The 17,926-nt window shown below is 69.3% G+C and carries 13 protein-coding genes and 3 pseudogenes; 7 read left to right on the forward strand and 9 right to left on the reverse strand.

Features of this window, described 5'->3' with window-relative positions:
* The first annotated feature begins 2 nt into the window (after window positions 1–2).
* From ACIBI9_RS35365 to ACIBI9_RS35375, 3 genes are all read left to right on the forward strand, one after another.
* Window positions 3–1,235, forward strand: a complete 1,233-nt coding sequence (locus tag ACIBI9_RS35365; protein WP_397228566.1) for an RNA polymerase sigma factor — start codon at window positions 3–5, stop codon at window positions 1,233–1,235.
* A 93-nt stretch (window positions 1,236–1,328) separates the two neighbouring features.
* Window positions 1,329–1,970: a DUF998 domain-containing protein gene (locus tag ACIBI9_RS35370; RefSeq protein WP_397228568.1), complete on the forward strand. Its 642-nt coding sequence runs from the start codon at window positions 1,329–1,331 to the stop codon at window positions 1,968–1,970.
* Between the two features lie 236 nt (window positions 1,971–2,206).
* Window positions 2,207–2,929, forward strand: a complete 723-nt coding sequence (locus ACIBI9_RS35375; protein WP_397229019.1) for a hypothetical protein — start codon at window positions 2,207–2,209, stop codon at window positions 2,927–2,929.
* A gap of 337 nt (window positions 2,930–3,266) precedes the next feature.
* Here ACIBI9_RS35375 and ACIBI9_RS35380 read toward each other — a convergent pair.
* The 3 genes and pseudogenes from ACIBI9_RS35380 to ACIBI9_RS35390 all read right to left on the reverse strand — a co-directional run.
* Window positions 3,267–3,449 (reverse strand): annotated as a pseudogene (locus ACIBI9_RS35380) (transposase family protein); the annotation flags it as partial.
* 188 nt (window positions 3,450–3,637) lie between these two features.
* Window positions 3,638–4,465, reverse strand: coding sequence for a class I SAM-dependent methyltransferase (locus ACIBI9_RS35385; RefSeq protein WP_397228570.1), 828 nt, complete (start codon window positions 4,463–4,465; stop codon window positions 3,638–3,640).
* 85 nt (window positions 4,466–4,550) lie between these two features.
* Window positions 4,551–4,660: pseudogene (locus tag ACIBI9_RS35390) on the reverse strand (transposase); the annotation flags it as partial.
* Window positions 4,661–4,950: 290 nt separating this feature from the next.
* On the opposite strand from ACIBI9_RS35390, the gene ACIBI9_RS35395 reads away from it, so the two are divergent.
* Together ACIBI9_RS35395 and ACIBI9_RS35400 are read left to right on the forward strand one after the other, a co-directional pair.
* Window positions 4,951–5,988: a hypothetical protein gene (locus ACIBI9_RS35395; RefSeq protein ID WP_397228572.1), complete on the forward strand. Its 1,038-nt coding sequence runs from the start codon at window positions 4,951–4,953 to the stop codon at window positions 5,986–5,988.
* Window positions 5,989–6,243: 255 nt separating this feature from the next.
* Window positions 6,244–7,061: pseudogene (locus ACIBI9_RS35400) on the forward strand (IS5 family transposase).
* Window positions 7,062–7,068: 7 nt separating this feature from the next.
* On the opposite strand, the gene ACIBI9_RS35405 reads toward ACIBI9_RS35400, so the two are convergent.
* A complete protein-coding gene (locus ACIBI9_RS35405; protein ID WP_397228574.1) occupies window positions 7,069–7,557 on the reverse strand; it encodes a hypothetical protein in 489 nt (162 codons plus the stop codon).
* Window positions 7,558–7,851: 294 nt separating this feature from the next.
* Window positions 7,852–9,111, reverse strand: coding sequence for an RNA-guided endonuclease InsQ/TnpB family protein (locus ACIBI9_RS35410; RefSeq protein ID WP_397228576.1), 1,260 nt, complete (start codon window positions 9,109–9,111; stop codon window positions 7,852–7,854).
* Between the two features lie 22 nt (window positions 9,112–9,133).
* On the opposite strand from ACIBI9_RS35410, the gene tnpA reads away from it, so the two are divergent.
* Window positions 9,134–9,550: an IS200/IS605 family transposase gene (gene tnpA / locus ACIBI9_RS35415; RefSeq protein WP_397228578.1), complete on the forward strand. Its 417-nt coding sequence runs from the start codon at window positions 9,134–9,136 to the stop codon at window positions 9,548–9,550.
* A gap of 146 nt (window positions 9,551–9,696) precedes the next feature.
* Here tnpA and ACIBI9_RS35420 read toward each other — a convergent pair whose 3' ends face one another.
* The gene (locus tag ACIBI9_RS35420; protein ID WP_397228580.1) at window positions 9,697–11,124 is read right to left on the reverse strand and encodes a serine hydrolase domain-containing protein; all 1,428 of its coding nucleotides are present in this window, start codon (window positions 11,122–11,124) and stop codon (window positions 9,697–9,699) included.
* 576 nt (window positions 11,125–11,700) lie between these two features.
* Between ACIBI9_RS35420 and tuf the strand changes: the two genes are divergently transcribed.
* Window positions 11,701–12,879 (forward strand): elongation factor Tu, encoded by a 1,179-nt coding sequence (gene tuf / locus ACIBI9_RS35425; RefSeq protein WP_397228582.1) that lies wholly within the window; start codon window positions 11,701–11,703, stop codon window positions 12,877–12,879.
* Between the two features lie 16 nt (window positions 12,880–12,895).
* Here tuf and ACIBI9_RS35430 read toward each other — a convergent pair whose 3' ends face one another.
* The 3 genes from ACIBI9_RS35430 to ACIBI9_RS35440 all read right to left on the reverse strand — a co-directional run bounded on the left by ACIBI9_RS35430 (window position 12,896) and on the right by ACIBI9_RS35440 (window position 17,829).
* Window positions 12,896–13,705 carry a class I SAM-dependent methyltransferase gene (locus ACIBI9_RS35430; RefSeq protein WP_397228584.1) on the reverse strand — a complete coding sequence of 270 codons (810 nt, stop codon included), beginning with the start codon at window positions 13,703–13,705 and terminating at the stop codon, window positions 12,896–12,898.
* 90 nt (window positions 13,706–13,795) lie between these two features.
* A complete protein-coding gene (locus ACIBI9_RS35435; RefSeq protein ID WP_397228586.1) occupies window positions 13,796–16,600 on the reverse strand; it encodes a glycoside hydrolase family 2 TIM barrel-domain containing protein in 2,805 nt (934 codons plus the stop codon).
* A gap of 80 nt (window positions 16,601–16,680) precedes the next feature.
* Window positions 16,681–17,829, reverse strand: a complete 1,149-nt coding sequence (locus tag ACIBI9_RS35440) for an amidohydrolase family protein (protein ID WP_397228588.1) — start codon at window positions 17,827–17,829, stop codon at window positions 16,681–16,683.
* Window positions 17,830–17,926 lie beyond the last annotated feature (97 nt).

Consider the following 17,926-nt stretch of genomic DNA (forward strand, 5'->3'; position numbering starts at 1 on the left):
AGGTGCGTGAGGTCGAGGCGGTCTTCCGGGAGGAGCGCGGCAGGCTGCTGGCCGCGCTCGTGCGCCGGTTCGGCGACCTCGACCTCGCCGAGGAGGTGACCTCGGACGCCATCGAGGCGGCGCTGAAGCACTGGCCGGTCGAGGGCGTGCCGCCCAAGCCGGGCGCGTGGCTGATGACGACGGCGCGGCGCAAGGCGGTCGACCGGCTCAGGCGCGACCAGGCCTTCGCCGCGCGGCTGGCCATCCTGCAGGTGGAGGCGGAGCGGGCGGCGCACGCCCCGCCGGCCGACGCGGACGGCGAGCTGCCGGACGAACGGCTGCAGCTGTTCTTCACCTGCGCCCACCCCGCGCTGCCCGCCGAGGACCGCGGGGCGCTGACGTTGCGCTGCCTGGCGGGGCTGACCACGCCGGAGGTGGCGCGGGCCTACCTGGTGCCGGTGCAGACGATGGCCAAGCGGATCGTCCGGGCGAAGAAGAAGATCCGCGAGGCCCGCATCCCGTTCCGCGTGCCCGGCGCGGACGAACTGCCGGAGCGGCTGCCCGGGGTGCTCCAGGTGATCTACTCGATCTTCACCGAGGGGTACGCGGCCAGCTCCGGCCCCGACCTGCAGCGCCTGGACCTGGCCGAGGAGGCGATCCGGCTGGCGCGGATCCTGCGCCGGCTGCTGCCCTCCGAACGGGAGGTCGCCGGGCTGCTGGCGCTGATGCTGCTGGTCCACGCGCGCCGCGATGCCCGTACCGGTCCCGACGGCGAGCCGGTGCTGCTGGACGAGCAGGACCGCGGCCGCTGGGACCGGGACCTGATCGAGGAGGGCTCGGCGCTGGTGGTGACCGCGCTGAGCGGCGGCCCGCCCGGCGTGTACGGCGTGCAGGCCGCCATCGCGGCCCTCCACGACGAGGCGGCGGACCTGGCCACGACCGACTGGCCGCAGATCGTGGCCCTGTACGACGTGCTGCTCGCGCTCGACCCGTCCCCGGTGGTCGCGCTCAACCGGGCGGCCGCCGTGGCCATGCGCGACGGACCGGAGGCGGGCCTGGCCCTGCTGGACGAACTGGCCGGCGAGCCGCGCCTGCGCGGCTACCACCCCTACCTGGTGGCGCGCGCCGACCTGCTGCACCGGCTCGGCCGCCTCCCCGAGGCCGCCGCGGCCTATCGCGCGGCCCTGGAAGTGGCCGGGAGCGAGCCGGAACGCGTTCACCTCCGGCGTCGCCTGGCCGCCGTCGAGGAATCCTGAGGAATTTCGCGGGCGGCTGTCCATCCGGCCGCATCCCGTTCGTAGTCATGCCGTGCGTCGAAGCGATGACCACCAACCGCGAAAGGATCCACGATGAGCACCATTGCCGATCCCACTACCTCCCCTGCGACAGGGGCCGCGCTGCTGCTGGGCTGCGGCGCGGTCGCCGGGATCCTGTTCCCCGTCGTGTCGTTCGCGCAGGCATTCACCCGGACCGGATTCGACCTGCGGCGGCACGCGTTCAGCGCTCTCACGCTCGGCGACCTGGGCTGGTTGCAGATCGCGAACTTCGCGCTCACGGGACTGCTGGCGTGCGCCTTCGCGCTCGGCGTACGCCGGGCCGCCCGTCCCGGCCCGGCGGGAGCGGCCGGGCCGATCCTGATCGGCGCGTACGGCGTGGCGATGGTCGGCGGCGGGATCTTCGCACCCGATCCCGCACTGGGCTGGCCGGCCGGTGCCCCCGCCGGGCTGCCGGAGCACCTCAGCACCGCCAGCGCCTTGCACACGGTCTTCGGGGCGACGGCGTTCCTGTCGCTGATGGTGGCCGGGCTCGTCTTCGCACGGCGGTTCGGGAGCCGTGGCTGGATGGCCTACAGCGTCATCAGCAGCCTGGCCACGTTCGTCCTGACCGTGCCGCCGTGGAGCGAGGACAGTGCCAGCCTGCGCTTCGCCGTCGGCGCCGTACTCATCTCCGCCTGGCTCGCCGCCCTGTCCGTTCGGCTCGGAAAACGCTGATCGACGAGATCCGACATGTGACAGGACGACATGACTCACACGGACGGCGGCGGAACCGCTGCGTCCCGCCGCCTTCCTGGGTCACCTCGCTGTGCGCCCGGCTGGACGGTGCGGGACGTGGCCGCCCATCTGACATCTCGACCCGCACCACGCGGTGCGCGGCGTTCAGGGGCACGATCCGGGCGCGGGGGCACTGAGGGTTCCCCAAGGGGACATGAACATATTGCCTGCCGCAGATGCCCGAGGGGCCCTCGCTCGTGCAAGGATCATCGCCCACCCTCACCAATGATCAGAGAGACCATCACGTGGTTATCCGACGCCCCTCGACCGACGAGGTGTTCGGGCACTATCAACGGCTGGTCGGTGAGCCAGAGCTGGATGTGGCGGCGTGCTGGGCGGTCGTGATTCCCGACGACGGCGTGGACTCTCTCCCCTTGCCTGAGGTGAGCGCGCGGCTGGGCGGAGGAACCAGCTATGAGTTGCGCGAAGTGGCGAAGCCCCACATCGTCAACCTCCCCTTGTGCCGCCCGGGACCGTGCGCGGTCGTGGACCGATCCGGTGCGGCAGTCGTCGTGTACGGGCTCGGCCATCTCGGGTACTCGAGCGGAGCGCTCCGGCGGCTGGCGTCGAAAGCCCGCGTCTACAGCGCCTGTTGGAACGTCAACTCCGTGAACTGCCTGTCCCTCACGGTGAACGGCGACATCCTTGTATGCGTCGACGGACTGTTCCCGGGACGTCCTGAGGATTACCCGAACCTGGCGTCGTGGCCCGAACTGACGGCGATGAGCGGGTTCTTCCTCGACCATGTGGACGAAGACTCCACCGGGAGAGACGACAGCTGGGACTGGAGGGCAGGTTTCCTGACGGCCATCGAGCTGGCCACAGGGGTGAGGCTGGACCGCCAGTGGCTGGACGCGGAACATCCCTATCTGGTGTTTTCCGGCCCCATCCCAGAGTGAGGTACCAGCAGGAGGATCGGCGGACGAGGCGTCGCCAACAGATGACCGCGGCGGCGAGGATCATGAAACGCTTCGTGGATGTCGTCGCGGATGCGCAGGCGACGGAACCAGTGCAGCAGCGCGATCGTCTGCTCGATCCCCCACTGGTGTACGCCCAGGTCGGAGCTACCCCGGCGGGCGATGACCGGCCCGGATCATCCGCCGGTACATGTCGTGGTCCTATCCCCGGTCGGCGTACAACGCCTTGGGTCGCCGGCCGCGACGGCCACGCACTGGCGGGATCGACCGGAGCAGCGGCATGACCTGGGTGACGTCGTTGCGGTTGCCGCCGGCCAGGGATGGCGAAGCCGGCGGCACGGCGGGCGTAGGTGTCACCGTTGCGTAGGTGGGCCAGGACCAGCAGCGCTTGCTGGGCGGGGCCTAATCTGCGCCACCGGCAGCGGCGTTCGGCACGCCGGGTGCGGGTGAGTCCGGCCAGGGTGTGGCTGGACAGCGGAATCGAGGCGCGGCAAGACAGCAACGAGGCTCCCGGGTTGGGGCATCGGATCTTGGTCGGCTGCTCCCTTATCGGGAGCCTCCTGTCATCCGCCACCGCTCTCCGTGTGCCCATCGTTGCAGCGCACCCGTTGTCACGTCAGACCCTGGCTTACCTGTCCGATGTGCGCGTGCCCTGCGAGGGGCGCGATGAGTCCGCCTCGTGGTCCGCGGTCACCCGTGCCCCCGGACGCCCTCACCTTCCGAGGATGCAGGGCAGTACTGCCAGACGAATTCCAGCCACGGCGGGGCCACCCCCGTGAAGTGCGCCCAGCTGCCCGGTTCCGCACCCGGGTAGTCACCTCGGACCTCAGAAAGGAGCGTCAGCATGAAGCCTTCCCGGATCAGGCTGTTGACTATCCGGCTCAGCGTCTGCCTGTACTCCATGGGTTCGCGGATGTGGCGGCCGGCCGGCTTGCGGTCGTAGACCCAGTCCTGGTCGGGATAGCAGGTCGCGGCCTCGTCCGTGTAGGGGTGCTTCAGCGTGTAGCCCTCCCCGTTCCACGAGTGGTGAGTGAGCCCGGAGAAGAACGGGTTGGCGCACATCAGGTAGTAGTGGCCGCCTTCGTCGACAACTCTCGCGACCTCGCGGAAAACGATCCGGGAGTCCGGGACGAAGGTCAGCGAGTACGGATGCCAGACCAGATCGAACGAGGAGTCGTCGAGGGCCGACAGGTCCCGCATGTCTCCCTGGATCGTGCGGATGCCGACGCTGTAGTGCTCAGCGGCCAAGCGGTCCCGCTCCAACTGCCCGGACGAGATGTCGAGAACCGTCACGTCCGCTCCGAGCAGGGCGAAGGCCGCAGACTGCTGCCCGCCTCCTCCCGCCAGGCAGAGCACCTTCCGGCCAGCCAGATCGCCAGGGATGCCCAGCCTCTCCAGGCCCAGATAGGCCTGAGCCTTCTCCGCGTCCAGGTCGAGCATAGGACGGGTGAACAACGCCTCCGCCTCCACAAGGGCTTCCCAGCGTTCCTCGTTGTAGTGGTAGACCTCGTCCTGCATGGCGGACACCCTAGCTGTCGTCCAGCGGCTGGGGCGAACCATATTCGGTCGGGCCTTGCTCCACCGCCGTCCTCCTCCACCAGTCCACCCGCTGCCACACACCCTGGCGGCATGCCAGTCCTGCGACCGGCGCCGGCAGGTCATCCCTGAACCGAAGCCCAACTCCTGCGGCAGGAACTCCCAGGCAATCCCGGTGTCGGGGCACCACCGGCAACAGCGGCACGATCCACGGTGGCTGCGTGCCTCTCCTCACACCGTGATCACCAGTATTCCTAGATCATTTGTTAGGAATCCTTAAACCGCATGGCCGCCGGCCTTGCCCCAGAGCGGGGCTTTGTAGTCGAAATGGAAACCGGCCATACGCTGTTCTCCATGGCCACCGTTCGCCGGAGGAAATCGGCAGTCGGTAAAAGCGAAATGCAAGCGGCGAGTTCCTCTCGGGCCTCATACTGAGACCACGACACCGGCCCGGCACGGAGGCCCGCATGACCCAGCCTTCCCCGCCACCACCAAGAAATTATCCTCAGCAAGCCGGGCGTGACGGAGACGTTTACGACGCAAGCCTGTATCTCCCCGGCAGCAGATCCGCCCGCCGACTCTGGCTGCGCACCCTTCTCCTCCTGGTCGGGACGCTACTCAGCGGTGTCGCAGTCTTCCTGACAGAAAAGGTATATTACCCGGCGAATCGTCCACCCTCGGTTCAGGACGTACACATCGGTGTCACCTACTCCAGTCACCTCAATTGCTACGGCGCCTGCACCACCTGGTCCGGCACGGAAACAATCACCTACAAGCTGCCTTCGAAAGTCCCAGAACTGGCCAACATTGCCCGCACCTTGCTCAGGCAAGGATGGTCGAGCGCTCCGACACCAGCACAGTTCGGCGATACCCGCGCTCGGTCCTACACCCGCACAGTGAATCTGCCTCAACCGGATACGCCCACGAGTTTCCCCGTAACGGTCACACACCGAATACCGATCCCACCCGTGGTGGAGGGCCGAGATTCTCTCACCACCATTGGCGCGACCGAAGACATCCTGCAACTGGCAGAAGTTACGGATGCCAGGACTCCTCGCGCCGGTCTCGGCGATCCGGTACGAGTCTTCTTCCTGCCCGAAGAGAAATCAAAAATCGTTCTCCGCCATCCGCGCCTCACCATTGAATCCACCACCCCGGCCTCTGAGCCCATAGTCATATCCGGCGGCCGCGAGGAACGCACCATCGACGTCAGCGAACCCGACGCCTATGACGACCACGCCGTCACCGTCGACATACGCGCAACCGTTCTACGCGAACCGACTATCGCGGCTGCGGTGTCTGCGCGCCATACCGCGTGGATTTGGCTTGTCGTTCTGGCTCTACTCGGTTTGATCGCGGCCGCATTGAGAAGAAGAGTCGACCTGAGGCTCGACCGGCTACGCATGCCGACATTCGCCTTTCGCAAGCAGGCCCCCGCTGATCGACCGACTGCCGACAGCATCGTCGCGACACGAACCCGGCGCAAGCGCGGCAAGAAACGGTGACGCCATTGCGGCGCGGCAACGGTCACCGTGGCCCCGCTGTAGCTGGTGGCCGGCGTGCCAGACCGTCAGCCGTCCAAGCTGGTCGACCTCGAGCACGTAAGCGGTTGGCGCTGTCCCCGCCACGACACTGGTCTGATGCTCCAGGACGCGAAGCAGACCGTCCATGCGCCGGCGGTGCGGATCGTGTACTCCTCACGGCGCTGCTCCCGCGAGATCGAGCACATCGGATCCGCCCACGACGACGTCGAGCTCGAGATGCTCAAAGCCGTGAGGAAGGGCGAGCAACCACCGTGGATCGTGCCCGATGAGTTGTGGGCGCGGATTGAGCCGTTGTTGCCGATCGTGCCACGCCGTGGCGATCACCCGGCCGCAAGCGCCTGGATAACCGGAAGGTCCTGTCGGGCATCCTGTTCGTGCTCGACACCGGCATTACCTGGGAGTTCCTGCCGCAAGAGCTTGGCTTCGGTTCGGGGATGACCTGCCGGCGCAGGTTGCGGGACTGGCATCAGGTCGGGGTGTGGGACACGATGCATCTGTTGTTGAACACCGCTGGTCAGCTGAACTGGTCCAAGGCGCTGATCGACAGCTCTCATGTCCGGACACTCAAGGGCGGCCCAAAACTGGGCCGAGCCCGGTTGACCGCGCCAAGCCAGGCTCGAAACACCACGTCATCGCCGATGGTAACGGGATCCCCCTCGCCGTGTCGTTGACCGGCGGCAAACCGCAACGATGTCACTCAACTCCTGCCGCTGATCAAGGCGATCCCGCCGGTGCGGGGCCGCCGCGGACGACCTCGTAAGCGGCCCGCCTGCCTGTACGCCGACCGCGGGTAGGACCACGACAAGTACCGTCGCCTGGTCTGGCGCACCGGCATCAAGCCCATCATTGCCCGCCGCGGTACCTCGCACGGCTCTGGCCTGGGCGTTCACCGCTGGGTCGTGGAACGCACGCTCGCGCTGCTGCACTGGTTCCGCCGCCTGCACGTCCGCTGGGAGGTCCGCGACGACATCCACGAGGCGTTCATGACCCTCGCCGCCGCGATCATCTGCTGGCGACGGCTCACGAGAAGCTGACAAGAGGTCAGTGATCGGATCCGACCGCCGAAAGGTCCCCAACGGCATCGGCGTAGTAGGCCGAGTCAGCCAGGTGGAACGCGATCTGCCGGAATGTCCAGCCCTCACCGGGCGACCGGTCGAGCTGGTCTGGAGTGAGCGCGGTCAGGCGGTCGGCCCAGATCTGGCTGAGCCGGGTGAGCCGGCTCCTGGTCTCGTCCAGGTCCTGGTCAGTGAAGGGCGCCAGATCGGCAGGGGTTGTGCTCGCCGACGCATGCCAGTGATCAGGGATCGTGGGGTTGCCGGCCAGCCGTGCTTCCACCTCGGCGAGATGGTCGATGAGGTGATCAGTGACTCGGCGGATTGCCTTGTGCGGGGTGTAGACCCGCTCATCGGCGCGCACCGGGCGACCGTCCCACTTTGTCCAGGTCGCTGCCAGGTCGAGTACATGGTCGATCATCAACGTCACGACCAGCGCCGGTTCACGATTATCAGTGGTCGGAATCTCACCGGACATTCTTGGCCTCCAGCTGGTGCGTTACACGATCGGACGGGGCACACTCACTGACCCGACCTGGCGGGAGACCGACAACGGCTCCGGAACGCAAACCTAGGCTTCAGACATCTCGATGGGCATCGAAGCATGGATGTACGGCTGGTCACGATGCCTCTAAATGGAGTCAAGCTCGGGTGAGTGCCCACGCCCGTTCCGGTCGGCCGTCGGCGACGGTGTCACCGCCACGTCGGGCGACACACCCTTTGACGCGCTCCCCGGCATGAACGCCGGGGATTCAGCCTGTGCCGCGTGGTGTCACGCGGCACTTCTGTGGCTTCCTGTTTCATCGACCGTGCCCCCGCGCTCGCCCCAAGGAGCGGGCGGAGGGGTCTTACCGGTCTCCGCAGGCGTTTTCCGTCTCCGCTTCCCGCCCCTCTCAGGCACGGGTTTCCGTCCAGCGGCGACGATCCGGCGCCCTTCGGCCCGGATGTTGATCTCGGCGTTGACATCCCGGTCGTGGGTGACCCCACACGGGCAGGTCCACTCCCGCACCGTCAGCGACATCGCCTCGGTCAGCGCCCCGCATGCCGAGCACAGCTTGGTGGAGGGGAAGAACCTGCCGATCTTCACGAACGTCCGACCGTACAGCTTCGCCTTGTACTCCAGCATGCCGACGAACTGCGCCCAGCCCGCGTCGTGCACGCTCTTGGCCAGCTTGGTGCGCGCCAGTCCCTTGACCGCCAGATCCTCCACATAGATCGCTTGGTTTTCGCGGATCAGCATCGTGGAGAGCTGGTGGTGGAACTCGCGGCGCGCGTCGGCGACCACGGCATGCCGGCGGGCGACCTCCACCCGGGCCTTGGCCCGGTTGGCGCTGCCTTTCTCCTTACGTGACAGGGCTTGTTGTGCCCGCTTGAGTTTCTTCTCCGCCCGGCGCAGGAACCGCGGGCTGTCGATCTTCCGTCCGCCCGACAGCACCGCGAAATGCGTCAGGCCCAGGTCGATCCCGGTCTCGGCCTCGGTCGCAGGCAAGGGGGTTTCGGCTGCTTCGACCACAAACGAGGCGAAATACCTTCCGGAGGCATCCTTGACCACGGTGACGGAAGAGGGCTGGGACGGCAGGTTCCGTGACCAGCGCACCGCCACATCGCCGATCTTCGGCAGTCGCAACTTGCCGGCCGCGGTGATGGCGAAACGGGCGTTGCGGGTGAAGCGGATCGCCTGCCGGTTGTCCTTGCGGGATCGCAAACGCGGCGGACCGAGCTTGGGCCCTTTGCGGGTTCCGGCCAGACAGGCAAAGAAATTGCGGAACGCGGTGGTGGCGTCGGCCAGCGCCTGCTGGAGCACCACCGCCGACACCTCGCCCAGCCAGGAGCGTTGCGGCGTCTGCTTCGCCTGGGTGATCACCAGGCGGGACAGTTCCGCGTCGGTGATGAACGGCAGCCCCTGCTCGTGGGCGTGGTTGCGCAGTGCGACCGCGTCGTTGAACACCACCCGGGCGCACCCGAACGCCCGCGCGAGCGCGATGCGCTGGCCCGGGGTCGGGTCGATCCGGAAGGAGTACCGCAACTGCACGCGATCATTCTACAGTTGGGTTATGGCCGAGTATGGCGATATCAGGACCGGCAGGCATTGTGTTTTCGTGCTGCACGCGCATTTGGTTTTCGTGACGAAGTTCCGGCATCGCGTGTTCACCGGCGAGCACCTGACCCGGCTGCAAGAGATCATGAGCTCCGTGTGCGCCGACTTCGAAACCGAGCTGCGCGAGTTCAACGGCGAAGACAACCATGTCCACCTGCTGGTCGACTTCCCACCCAAGGTGGCCCTGTCCAAGCTGGTCAACAGCCTCAAGGGCGTGTCCTCGCGCCGGATGCGTCAGGAGTTCCCCGAACTGGCCCGCCACTACTACCGGGCGAACAAGCTGTGGTCGGGCTCCTATTTCGCCGGATCGGTGGGCGGCGCTCCGATCAGTGTTCTGCGCCAGTACATCGAGCAGCAAAACCGGCCCGTCTGAGCTGGGTGGACGCCGTTTTGCCCGGCGGCGAAACGGCTGTTCTTGCCCCGCTAGTAGGCGGGCTGGTCGGCTCCGCCCCCGGCCTGAAGGCCGGAGCACTGCCGACGATTCCGGTAGCCGACACCTGCGAGCCTGACCGACATCACCTACGCGACGTCGGGCCGTGTCATCAGCGGCGACCGCAAATGCAACTCCAGACTGGGGCCGGTCAGGGGCACGGTGCTCCACGTCGCCACCGCCGTCTGCGCGTCGGCGTCGACCACCAGCCGAACCCGGTGCGGGGTGGTGATGACGTAAAGCTCGGCGACGAACGTGTCGCCCTGCCAGGCGCCGGCCGCGACGACAGGGCGGCCGAGCGGCGAACTTTCCCGCCATTCGCCGTGGCCGACCTCGACGTTGAGGAACGACCCGAATCGCAGGAGCCACCCACCGTCCACGGGGTCGACGATCACCGTGGTTCCGTCGGGCAGAGCCGAATCCTCGGCGGAGGCGTCGAGTCTCGCCTTGGCGGAACGCTCCGGGGCGGCCGAACCTGGCACCGGCGCGAATGACAGCCGCCGCAGCCGATCGGCGAGGATCTCGTCGTCCCGGGTGCTTCCCGCGTGGTCCATGCCGGGCAGCAGGCAGTCCCAAATGGCGTCGAGCACGTCCTGGGCCTGCCCTTGGGCGGTCACGGCGACCACGAGATCGTGCGACGGGACCACCACGCACTGCTGGCCGAAGGCACCGTGACCGTGGTAACCGTGACGCGACATCCAGAACTGGTAACCGTAACCGCAGCTGAAGTCGACGTCGTCCGACCCGTCCTCGAACGGCAGGGTATCGATGTGCCGTCTGGTCGCGAGCTCCACCCATTCGCGCGGGACGAGCCGCCGGTCGCCCCAGAGGCCTCCGCGCAGCAGCAGTTCACCGAAGGCGGCGACGGCCTCGGTCGTCAGGTGCAGTCCGTGGAATCCGAAGGCAGCACCGCTCGCCACCCGGTCCCATTCGGCGTGGTCGACGCCCATCGGCTTGAAGAGGCGCTCGTCGAGCAGTTCCGGCAGGCCGCGGCCCGTGACCCGTTCCACCATCCGGGCCAGGATGAAGGTGGTCGAATTGTCGTAGGCGTGCCGTGTTCCCTCGGCCTCGGGAAACGGTACGCGCAGGAAGCCCTTCACCAGGTCGCCCGGTTCCAGTTGCCAGGCTTCGGCGAGGCTGTCCGTACGGTGTCCGACCGTCATGGACAGCAGGTGGTGAACGGTGAGGCGGCGTCCCTGCTCCGAGATGTCGGCCGGAACGTGGTCGGGCAGCACGTCCACCACCCGATCGTCCAGCGAGAGCAGCCCGTCGGCGATCGCGAGCCCCACGGCGACCGAGGTGAACGACTTGGTCAGCGAGTAGAGAAGGTGCGGGCGTTCGGCCGAGTACGGCGCCCACCAGCCTTCGGCGACGACGTGACCGTGGCGTACGACCATGATGGAGTGACACTCGACGGATTGCGCTTCGAGCCGGTCCAGCAGCGCGGCGATCGCGCGGGACGACATCCCCGAGGCGGCCGGTGTCGACCGCGGCAGTAGGGCGCGTTGAGAAGGCATCCAGGCACCCTAACAAAACCGCCCAATCAGGTTACGAGACATCGCTTACTGCAGTAGCCGTACAGGATCGGGCCATCTCCGGGCGAGGGCTGTCCTGGGTTCCGTTTCGGCCTCCAAAGAGCCCGAAAGGCATGCCGGTCCGGGGTGGGTGTCAGGCGGCCCACCGCTTCGGCGGTCAACGGGCGGGCCCGCGATGGCGCCGAAGGCGCGGGGGTGCGCCGTCAGGCGCCTCGATAAGGACGCCTGAGCCCTTTGGCGCGAAGCGCCGCCATGGCGAAGACCTTTGGCCCGGGGCGGGCTCCAGCAGGCCGGCCATCCAGATGGGCAACGGGAGGGTGGCATCGGTCCACCTACCCCTGGGAATATTCGGTTGCGGTTGCGTGCTGAGGATCGCACTATGTTCCTCATGTTCCTGCACGCTCTCCTTGTGACGCCCGCGGTGCCGGGCGTGCTCGAGCGTGCCTGCGACGGCCTGGAGCGTTGACCTCTTCCCGTGAGTCCTGAGGTGACCCGGCGGGGGGAGGTTGTCGGCCCCGAGCACGGGTCACACGGAAACCAGGTCTCAAGGAAGGAACCATGGCCAAGCAGGCCTACGTACGGAACAAGCCGCATCTCAACATCGGCACGATGGGGCACGTCGACCACGGCAAGACCACGCTGACCGCCGCCATCACGAAGGTGCTGGCGCAGCGCGGGCAGGCCACGTACACGCCGTTCGAGAGGATCGACCGCACGCCCGAGGAGGCGCGGCGGGGGATCACGATCAACATCTCGCACGTCGAGTACGAGACCGCCACCCGCCACTACGCGCACGTGGACATGCCCGGGCACGCCGACTACGTGAAGAACATGATCACGGGGGCGGCGCAGCTGGACGGCGCGATCCTCGTCGTGTCCGCGCACGACGGGATCATGCCGCAGACCAGGGAGCACGTGCTGCTCGCCAAGCGGGTCGGCGTCGAGCACCTCGTCGTGGCCGTCAACAAGGCCGACGGCGCGGACCCGGAGCTGACCGACCTGGTCGAGCTGGAGCTGCAGGAGCTGCTGGCCGAGCACGGCTACGACGGCGTCCCGATGGTGCGGGTGTCCGGGCTGCGGGCGCTGGAGGGCGACCCGGTCTGGACGGCGTCGATCGAGGCGCTGCTCCAGGCGGTGGACGAGCACATCCCCGTGCCGGTGCGGTACGTGGACGCGCCGTTCCTCATGCCGGTCGAGAACGTGCTCACGGTCACCGGCCGGGGCACGGTCGTCACCGGGGCCATCGAGCGCGGCACCGTCCGGGTCGGTGACACGGTGGAGGCGGTCGGGTTCGGTGACGCGTTCGGCGCCGTCGTCACGGGCGTGGAGACGTTCGGCAAGACGATGGAGCGGGGCGAGGCCGGTGACAACGCGGCCGTGCTGCTGCGCGGGGTCCGCCGCGAGCAGGTACGGCGCGGCATGGTGCTGGCGGCGCCCGGCAGCCAGCGGGCCCACCGGTCCTTCACCGCCCGCGTGTACCTCCTGACCGCGGAGGAGGGCGGGCGGCGCAAGCCGATCGAGTCCGGGTACCGGCCGCAGTTCTACCTGCGGACGACGGACGTGCCCGGGGAGCTGTCGCTCAGCGCCGACGCCGTCGCCGCCCAGCCGGGTGACACGGTGGACGTGGCGGTCGAGCTGGGCAAGGCGGTCGCGCTGGAGCCCGGGCTCGGCTTCGCCATCCGCGAGGGCGGGCTGACGGTCGGCGCGGGCACGATCCTCACCGTGCCTGACGCCTGACCCGGTCCCGGTCCGATCAGGGACGGGAGCCCGTCGCGAAGCGCACCGTGCGGGGAAGCACGAAGCGGTCCTGGGGGAGCGCCGCCTCCAGGGCCGCCCGGGCCTCCTCGCGCAGGTGCTCCGGGATCGCCTCCAGCGGGGCCCTGCGGGCGGCCGACCAGAGCCAGTCCCACACCTGCCCCGCCTCGACGACCACCTCGAACACCACGTCCTCGTGCCGGACCCCGCTCAGCCCGCCCGCCTCGAACAGCCCGGTCAGCTCCTCGGCCGAGCCCAGCGTGTGGCTGAACGGGGCGCCGCCCGCCCCCGAGGTGTACGGCTCCAGCGCCCGCCCGACCAGGCCGAGCAGCTCGACCTCGACCGGGCTCGACCGCACCAGCAGGCTGGCCGACAGCCGGCCGCCGGACCGCAGCAGCCCGGTCATGGAGCGTACGGCGGCCAGCGGGTCGGGCAGGAAGTACAGCATCATCCCGGCCAGCACGACGTCGAACCGCTCGCCGGGCAGCAGTTCCTCGGCCCGCTCCGCGTCGCCCAGCAGGACGGTCGCGTGGCTCAGGCCGTGCCGCTCGATCTCGGCCGAGGCGGCGGCGACCATGCCGGGCGCGAGGTCCAGCCCGACCACCCGCCCGGTGGGGCCGACGGCCTGGGCCGCGGGCACGAGCGAGGCGCCCGTCCCGCAGCCGGCGTCCAGGACGCGGTCGCCCGGCCCGGGCGCGGCCTGGCGTACCAGCTCGGCGGCCACGGGCGCGAAGAACGGCACCCCCACCTGCTCGTACGTGCCGGATGCGCGGTCGAACACACCGGCCAGGTACTCCTTGGCATCCATCACATTCCTCCAGTTGAACGTCAGCGAACGGTCAGCACGAAGGGCGCGCGGCCCCCGCAGGCAGGGGCCGCGCATGATCAGATCCGTCGGTCAGCTGGGCTCGAAGCGGAGCCTGAACGTCACCCGCCCGGCCCTGAGGTCGTAGGCGGGAAGGGCGCCGGGCCCGCAGGTGGCGGTGCCGATGCCCTGCTGGGCCACGTCGAGGCCCAGGTGCACGCGCTCCCCCGGCACCAGGTCCGGCCGGTGCCGCGCCCGGTCCAGGTCGAAGGCGCTCCACGGCCGCGCGGTCAGCCCGAACACCGGGAACCCGCGCACCGTGAAGGCGCCGAAGTCGGCCCAGCGCACGTCCGCCCGGTGGCCGTTCTCCTGCGGGAACACGTACGGCGTCTGGAACTCGTCGAGGCTCGCCCGCCAGCGGCCGACCCTGGCGGCCATGCCGGTGTCCGGGTAAGCCTCGCCCGGCCCCCTGCCGAACCAGGTGACGTGCTCGACCGCGCCCGCGGGCAGCGTCATGTCCAGCCCGAGGCGCGGGATGGGGTCGGCCCAGTCGCCTTCCGGCTCGACGTCCACCGTCAGCTCCAGGCCGCCGTCCGAGGCCGTCCAGGTGTAGGTGGCGCGCAGGCCGAGGTCGGTCGCGGCCGGCGCCACCCGGGTGCGCACGGTAAGGGCGTCGCCGGTCTCGACCGCGTCCACGCGGTGGGTGAGGCGGTGCAGGCCGAGCGCGCGCCACTTGCCGGCCAGCCCGCCGTAGGTGTCGTTGTCGGTGGGCGCCCGCCACAGGCCGAGCCGCGGCCCCTCCACCTCGACGCCGAACAGCCTGACGAGGCGTCCGGTCTCCGGGTCGAAGGCCGAGTCCCCCACGGAGATCTCGCCGCCGTCGCGGACCGGCCCGGCGGTCGGAGCCGCGGGCGCTTCCTCGGCGGCGTCGAAGACGAGCGGCGACAGGAGCGCCTGGCCCCATGCCACCTCGTGGCCCGCCTCGGCCCACGGCTGGTCGGCGGCCAGCACCGCGCGTACGGTCAGCCAGACCTCGCCGGAGCCGGAGCCGGAGCCCGAGCCAACCGCGGCGGGCAGCTTGACCTCGCCGCCCTCGGCGGGCACGGTCAGCCGGTGCTCGGCGACCGTCTCCCCGTCCGCCTCCACCGTGGCCAGGAACTCCAGGTGCGACAGGTCCGCGAAGCCGTGGCCGTTGACGACGCGCACCACACCGTCCCCGAACTCGAACCGCACCGGCTCGAACACCTTCTTCAGGTCGATCAGCCCCGGCGACGGCGTGCGGTCGGGAAACACGAGGCCGTCGATGACGAAGTTCGAGTCGTGCACGGGCTCGCCGTAGTCGCCGCCGTAGGCGTACTCGTGCTCCGGATGCGCCAGCCCGTGGTCGATCCACTCCCAGATGAACCCGCCGGCCAGCCGCGGATACTTCTCGAACAGCTCCTGGTACTCGGCCAGCCCGCCGGGCCCGTTGCCCATGGCGTGGGCGTACTCGCACTGCATGAACGGCATGCCGCGCCGCCGCGCGTCCAGCTCGGGGTCGTCCAGCGGCTCCTCCTCACGCCGGCCGATGAGCTCGACCTCGGCGTGCGAGGCGTACATGCGCGAGTAGACGTCCGTGTGCGCGCAGGTCCGGTCGCCCTCGTAGTGGATCGGCCGGGACGGGTCGCGCTCGCGGGTCCAGTCGGACATGACGGCCAGGTTCCTGCCGACGCCCGCCTCGTTGCCGAGCGACCACATGATGACGCTGGGGTGGTTCTTGTCGCGTTCGACCATGCGGCGCATGCGGTCGAGCAGCGCGTCGGCGTAGCGGGGGTCGTCGGTGGGGTTGCCGCGCCAGCCGACCTCGCCGAAGCCGTGGGTCTCGAGGTCACACTCGTCGATGACCCACAGGCCCAGCTCGTCGCACAGGTCGATGAAGTCGGGGTGGGGCGGGTAGTGGCTGGTCCTGACGGCGTTGACGTTGTGCCGCTTCATCAGCAGCACGTCCTCGCGCATCGTCTCGTACGTCACCGTACGGCCGCTCTCCGGATGGAACTCGTGCCGGTTCACACCCTTGAACAGCAGGGGGCGGCCGTTGGCCAGGAGCACGCCGTCCACGATGGAGATCGTGCGGAAGCCGACGCGCAGCCGTACCGTCTCGTCGGGGAGGGTCAGGACGGCGTCGTACAGGCGGGGGGTCTCGGCCGTCCACGGCTCCACCTCCAGCGTCGCCTCCGCCCCGGGCTCGAGGTCGGCGACGCCCAGTTCGGGGACGCTCAGCGTGCCCGAACCCTCGAAGCTCAGCGTGCCGCGCCCGTCCGCGTAGGAGGCGCGTACGAAGACGTCGGCGGTGGAGCGGGTGAGGGTGACGTCGCGGAAGATGCCCGGCAGCCACCACATGTCCTGGTCTTCGAGGTAGCTGGCGGCCGACCACTGATGCACGCGGACGGCCAGCACGTTGCGCCCCGGCCGCAGGTACGGCCCCGCGTCGAACTCGGCGGGCAACCTGCTGCCGGTCCAGAAGCCCAGCTCGTGACCGTTGAGCCAGACCCTGGCGAAGGAGTCGGCGCCCTCGAACCGCAGCCGGCCGCCCGTCCCCCCCTCCGGCAGGTCGAACACGCGGCGGTAGTCACCCGTCGGGTTCTCGTCGGGGACGTGGGGCGGGTCGACAGGGATCGGGAAGACGACGTTGGTGTACGCGGGCGCTCCGTGCCCGTGCAGGTTCCAGTGGGACGGGACCGGGAGCTCGTCCCAGCCGGCGTCGTCGAAGGCCGGCTGGGCGAAGTCGTCCGGGACGTTCGCGGTGGGTGAGAGGCGGAAGCGCCACGTGCCGTTGAGGTCGAGGGCGGGCGCGTCAGAGCGGAGTGCTGCCCGGGGTTCGAGCAGTCCCGAACCGGGGGAGAAAGTTTCGAGATCCATCGCGGTCGAGCCTAGAGGTTAGAGATGGTTTCGTCATCGATGAGTTTTCTGTCCACACTTGGGCGGAACATCGTTCTCCTTCACCCTCCGAGGTCGTAGACGCGGCGCGCGTTCTCCGCGCCCACCATCCAGGCCACCCGCATCGCCTGCTCCACCGACCACTCCCCCTCGGCCACGAACCCGCCGACCACCCGCGCCATCGCCCGCCGCCACAGCAGCGCCCCGAGATGGTGCAGCTCGGCCGGGCCGAAGCCGTCGGAGGAAAAGAGCAGCTTGGCGAACGGCGCCACCTCCAGGCTCTCGGCCACCAGCGCCACGCTGCGCGCGCCGGTGTAGCTCACGCCCAGCCCCACGTCGAAGTACACGTTCGGGTACGCGTGCGCCAGCAGCCCCGCCTGCCGCTGGTACGGGTAGCAGTGCAGCAACAGCAGCGGCACCCCGGTCGGCTCGGCCAGCTCGATGAGCCCGCGCAGCAGCAGCGGGTCCGACCGGCGCAGGTCCACGTCCGGGTCCCCGAACCCGACGTGGAACTGCAGCGGCAGCCCCCGCTCCAGCCCCGTCCAGATGAGGTGGCGCAGCAGCACGGGATCGGACAGCCGCCCGCCACCCTCGGACAACCAGCGCCCGGCGGCCTCCGTGACCTCCTCACGGGTGGGCGGCGCAGGGTCGAAGTCGAGCCCGCAGCGGTAGGCGGCGATGCTCTTGAGGCCGAGCGCCGTACGGGTGCGTTCCCACAGCGCCTCGGCGAACCGGTCGGCGAACGCGCCCGCCGCGCACCCGTCGGCGGCCACCTGCTCGGCCACGGTCTCCAGCCGCACCACCTCGTCGGCGGGCACGCCGGTGACCTCCGCCATGCCGGAGGGCCCGAGCAGCTCCTCGCCGCGGTAGCCGGTCTCGATCAGGAAGTGCCCGATGCCGCTCGCGCCGAGCAGCAGCCGGTTGGCCTCGTGGGCGCCGAGCCGGGCGCGCCTGGCCAGGTACTCCTCCGGCGTGCAGTACGGGTCGAGCCCGAGCACCGGCGCGCAGTGCCGCAGGATGGCATAGCCGACCTGGGAGTCGAACGGGGTCATCCACGACGGCACCGGCCGGTCCGACTCGGTGATCAGCTCCTCGAACGCCCGGCGTGACAGGTCGTGGGACGTGACGCCGTGCACATGGTGGTCCACCAGCGCCATCTCCTCGATGGCACGCACGAAGCCGGCGGGCATGAGGTCGAGCTCACTGGACATCGGCCGCGTCTCCCCAGGTCTGCGTACCCGGTCAGGATAGGCAGCTACCCGTGCCGGGAGGGGTTCACGCGCCGCGGTGAAAAGTTGTGGCCATGGG

The organism is Nonomuraea sp. NPDC050451 (assembly GCF_044458585.1).

Excerpts from the sequence above, each read along its gene's own strand:
- tuf (WP_397228582.1), top strand. The coding sequence starts at position 11,701 with ATGGCCAAGCAGGCCTACGTACGGAACAAGCCGCATCTCAACATCGGC.
- tnpA (WP_397228578.1), top strand. The coding sequence starts at position 9,134 with ATGGCCGAGTATGGCGATATCAGGACCGGCAGGCATTGTGTTTTCGTG.
- ACIBI9_RS35435 (WP_397228586.1), bottom strand. The coding sequence starts at position 16,600 with ATGGATCTCGAAACTTTCTCCCCCGGTTCGGGACTGCTCGAACCCCGG.
- ACIBI9_RS35385 (WP_397228570.1), bottom strand. The coding sequence starts at position 4,465 with ATGCAGGACGAGGTCTACCACTACAACGAGGAACGCTGGGAAGCCCTT.
- ACIBI9_RS35375 (WP_397229019.1), top strand. The coding sequence starts at position 2,207 with ATGCCCGAGGGGCCCTCGCTCGTGCAAGGATCATCGCCCACCCTCACC.
- ACIBI9_RS35405 (WP_397228574.1), bottom strand. The coding sequence starts at position 7,557 with ATGTCCGGTGAGATTCCGACCACTGATAATCGTGAACCGGCGCTGGTC.
- ACIBI9_RS35395 (WP_397228572.1), top strand. The coding sequence starts at position 4,951 with ATGACCCAGCCTTCCCCGCCACCACCAAGAAATTATCCTCAGCAAGCC.
- ACIBI9_RS35430 (WP_397228584.1), bottom strand. The coding sequence starts at position 13,705 with ATGGATGCCAAGGAGTACCTGGCCGGTGTGTTCGACCGCGCATCCGGC.
- ACIBI9_RS35420 (WP_397228580.1), bottom strand. The coding sequence starts at position 11,124 with ATGCCTTCTCAACGCGCCCTACTGCCGCGGTCGACACCGGCCGCCTCG.
- ACIBI9_RS35370 (WP_397228568.1), top strand. The coding sequence starts at position 1,329 with ATGAGCACCATTGCCGATCCCACTACCTCCCCTGCGACAGGGGCCGCG.
- ACIBI9_RS35440 (WP_397228588.1), bottom strand. The coding sequence starts at position 17,829 with ATGTCCAGTGAGCTCGACCTCATGCCCGCCGGCTTCGTGCGTGCCATC.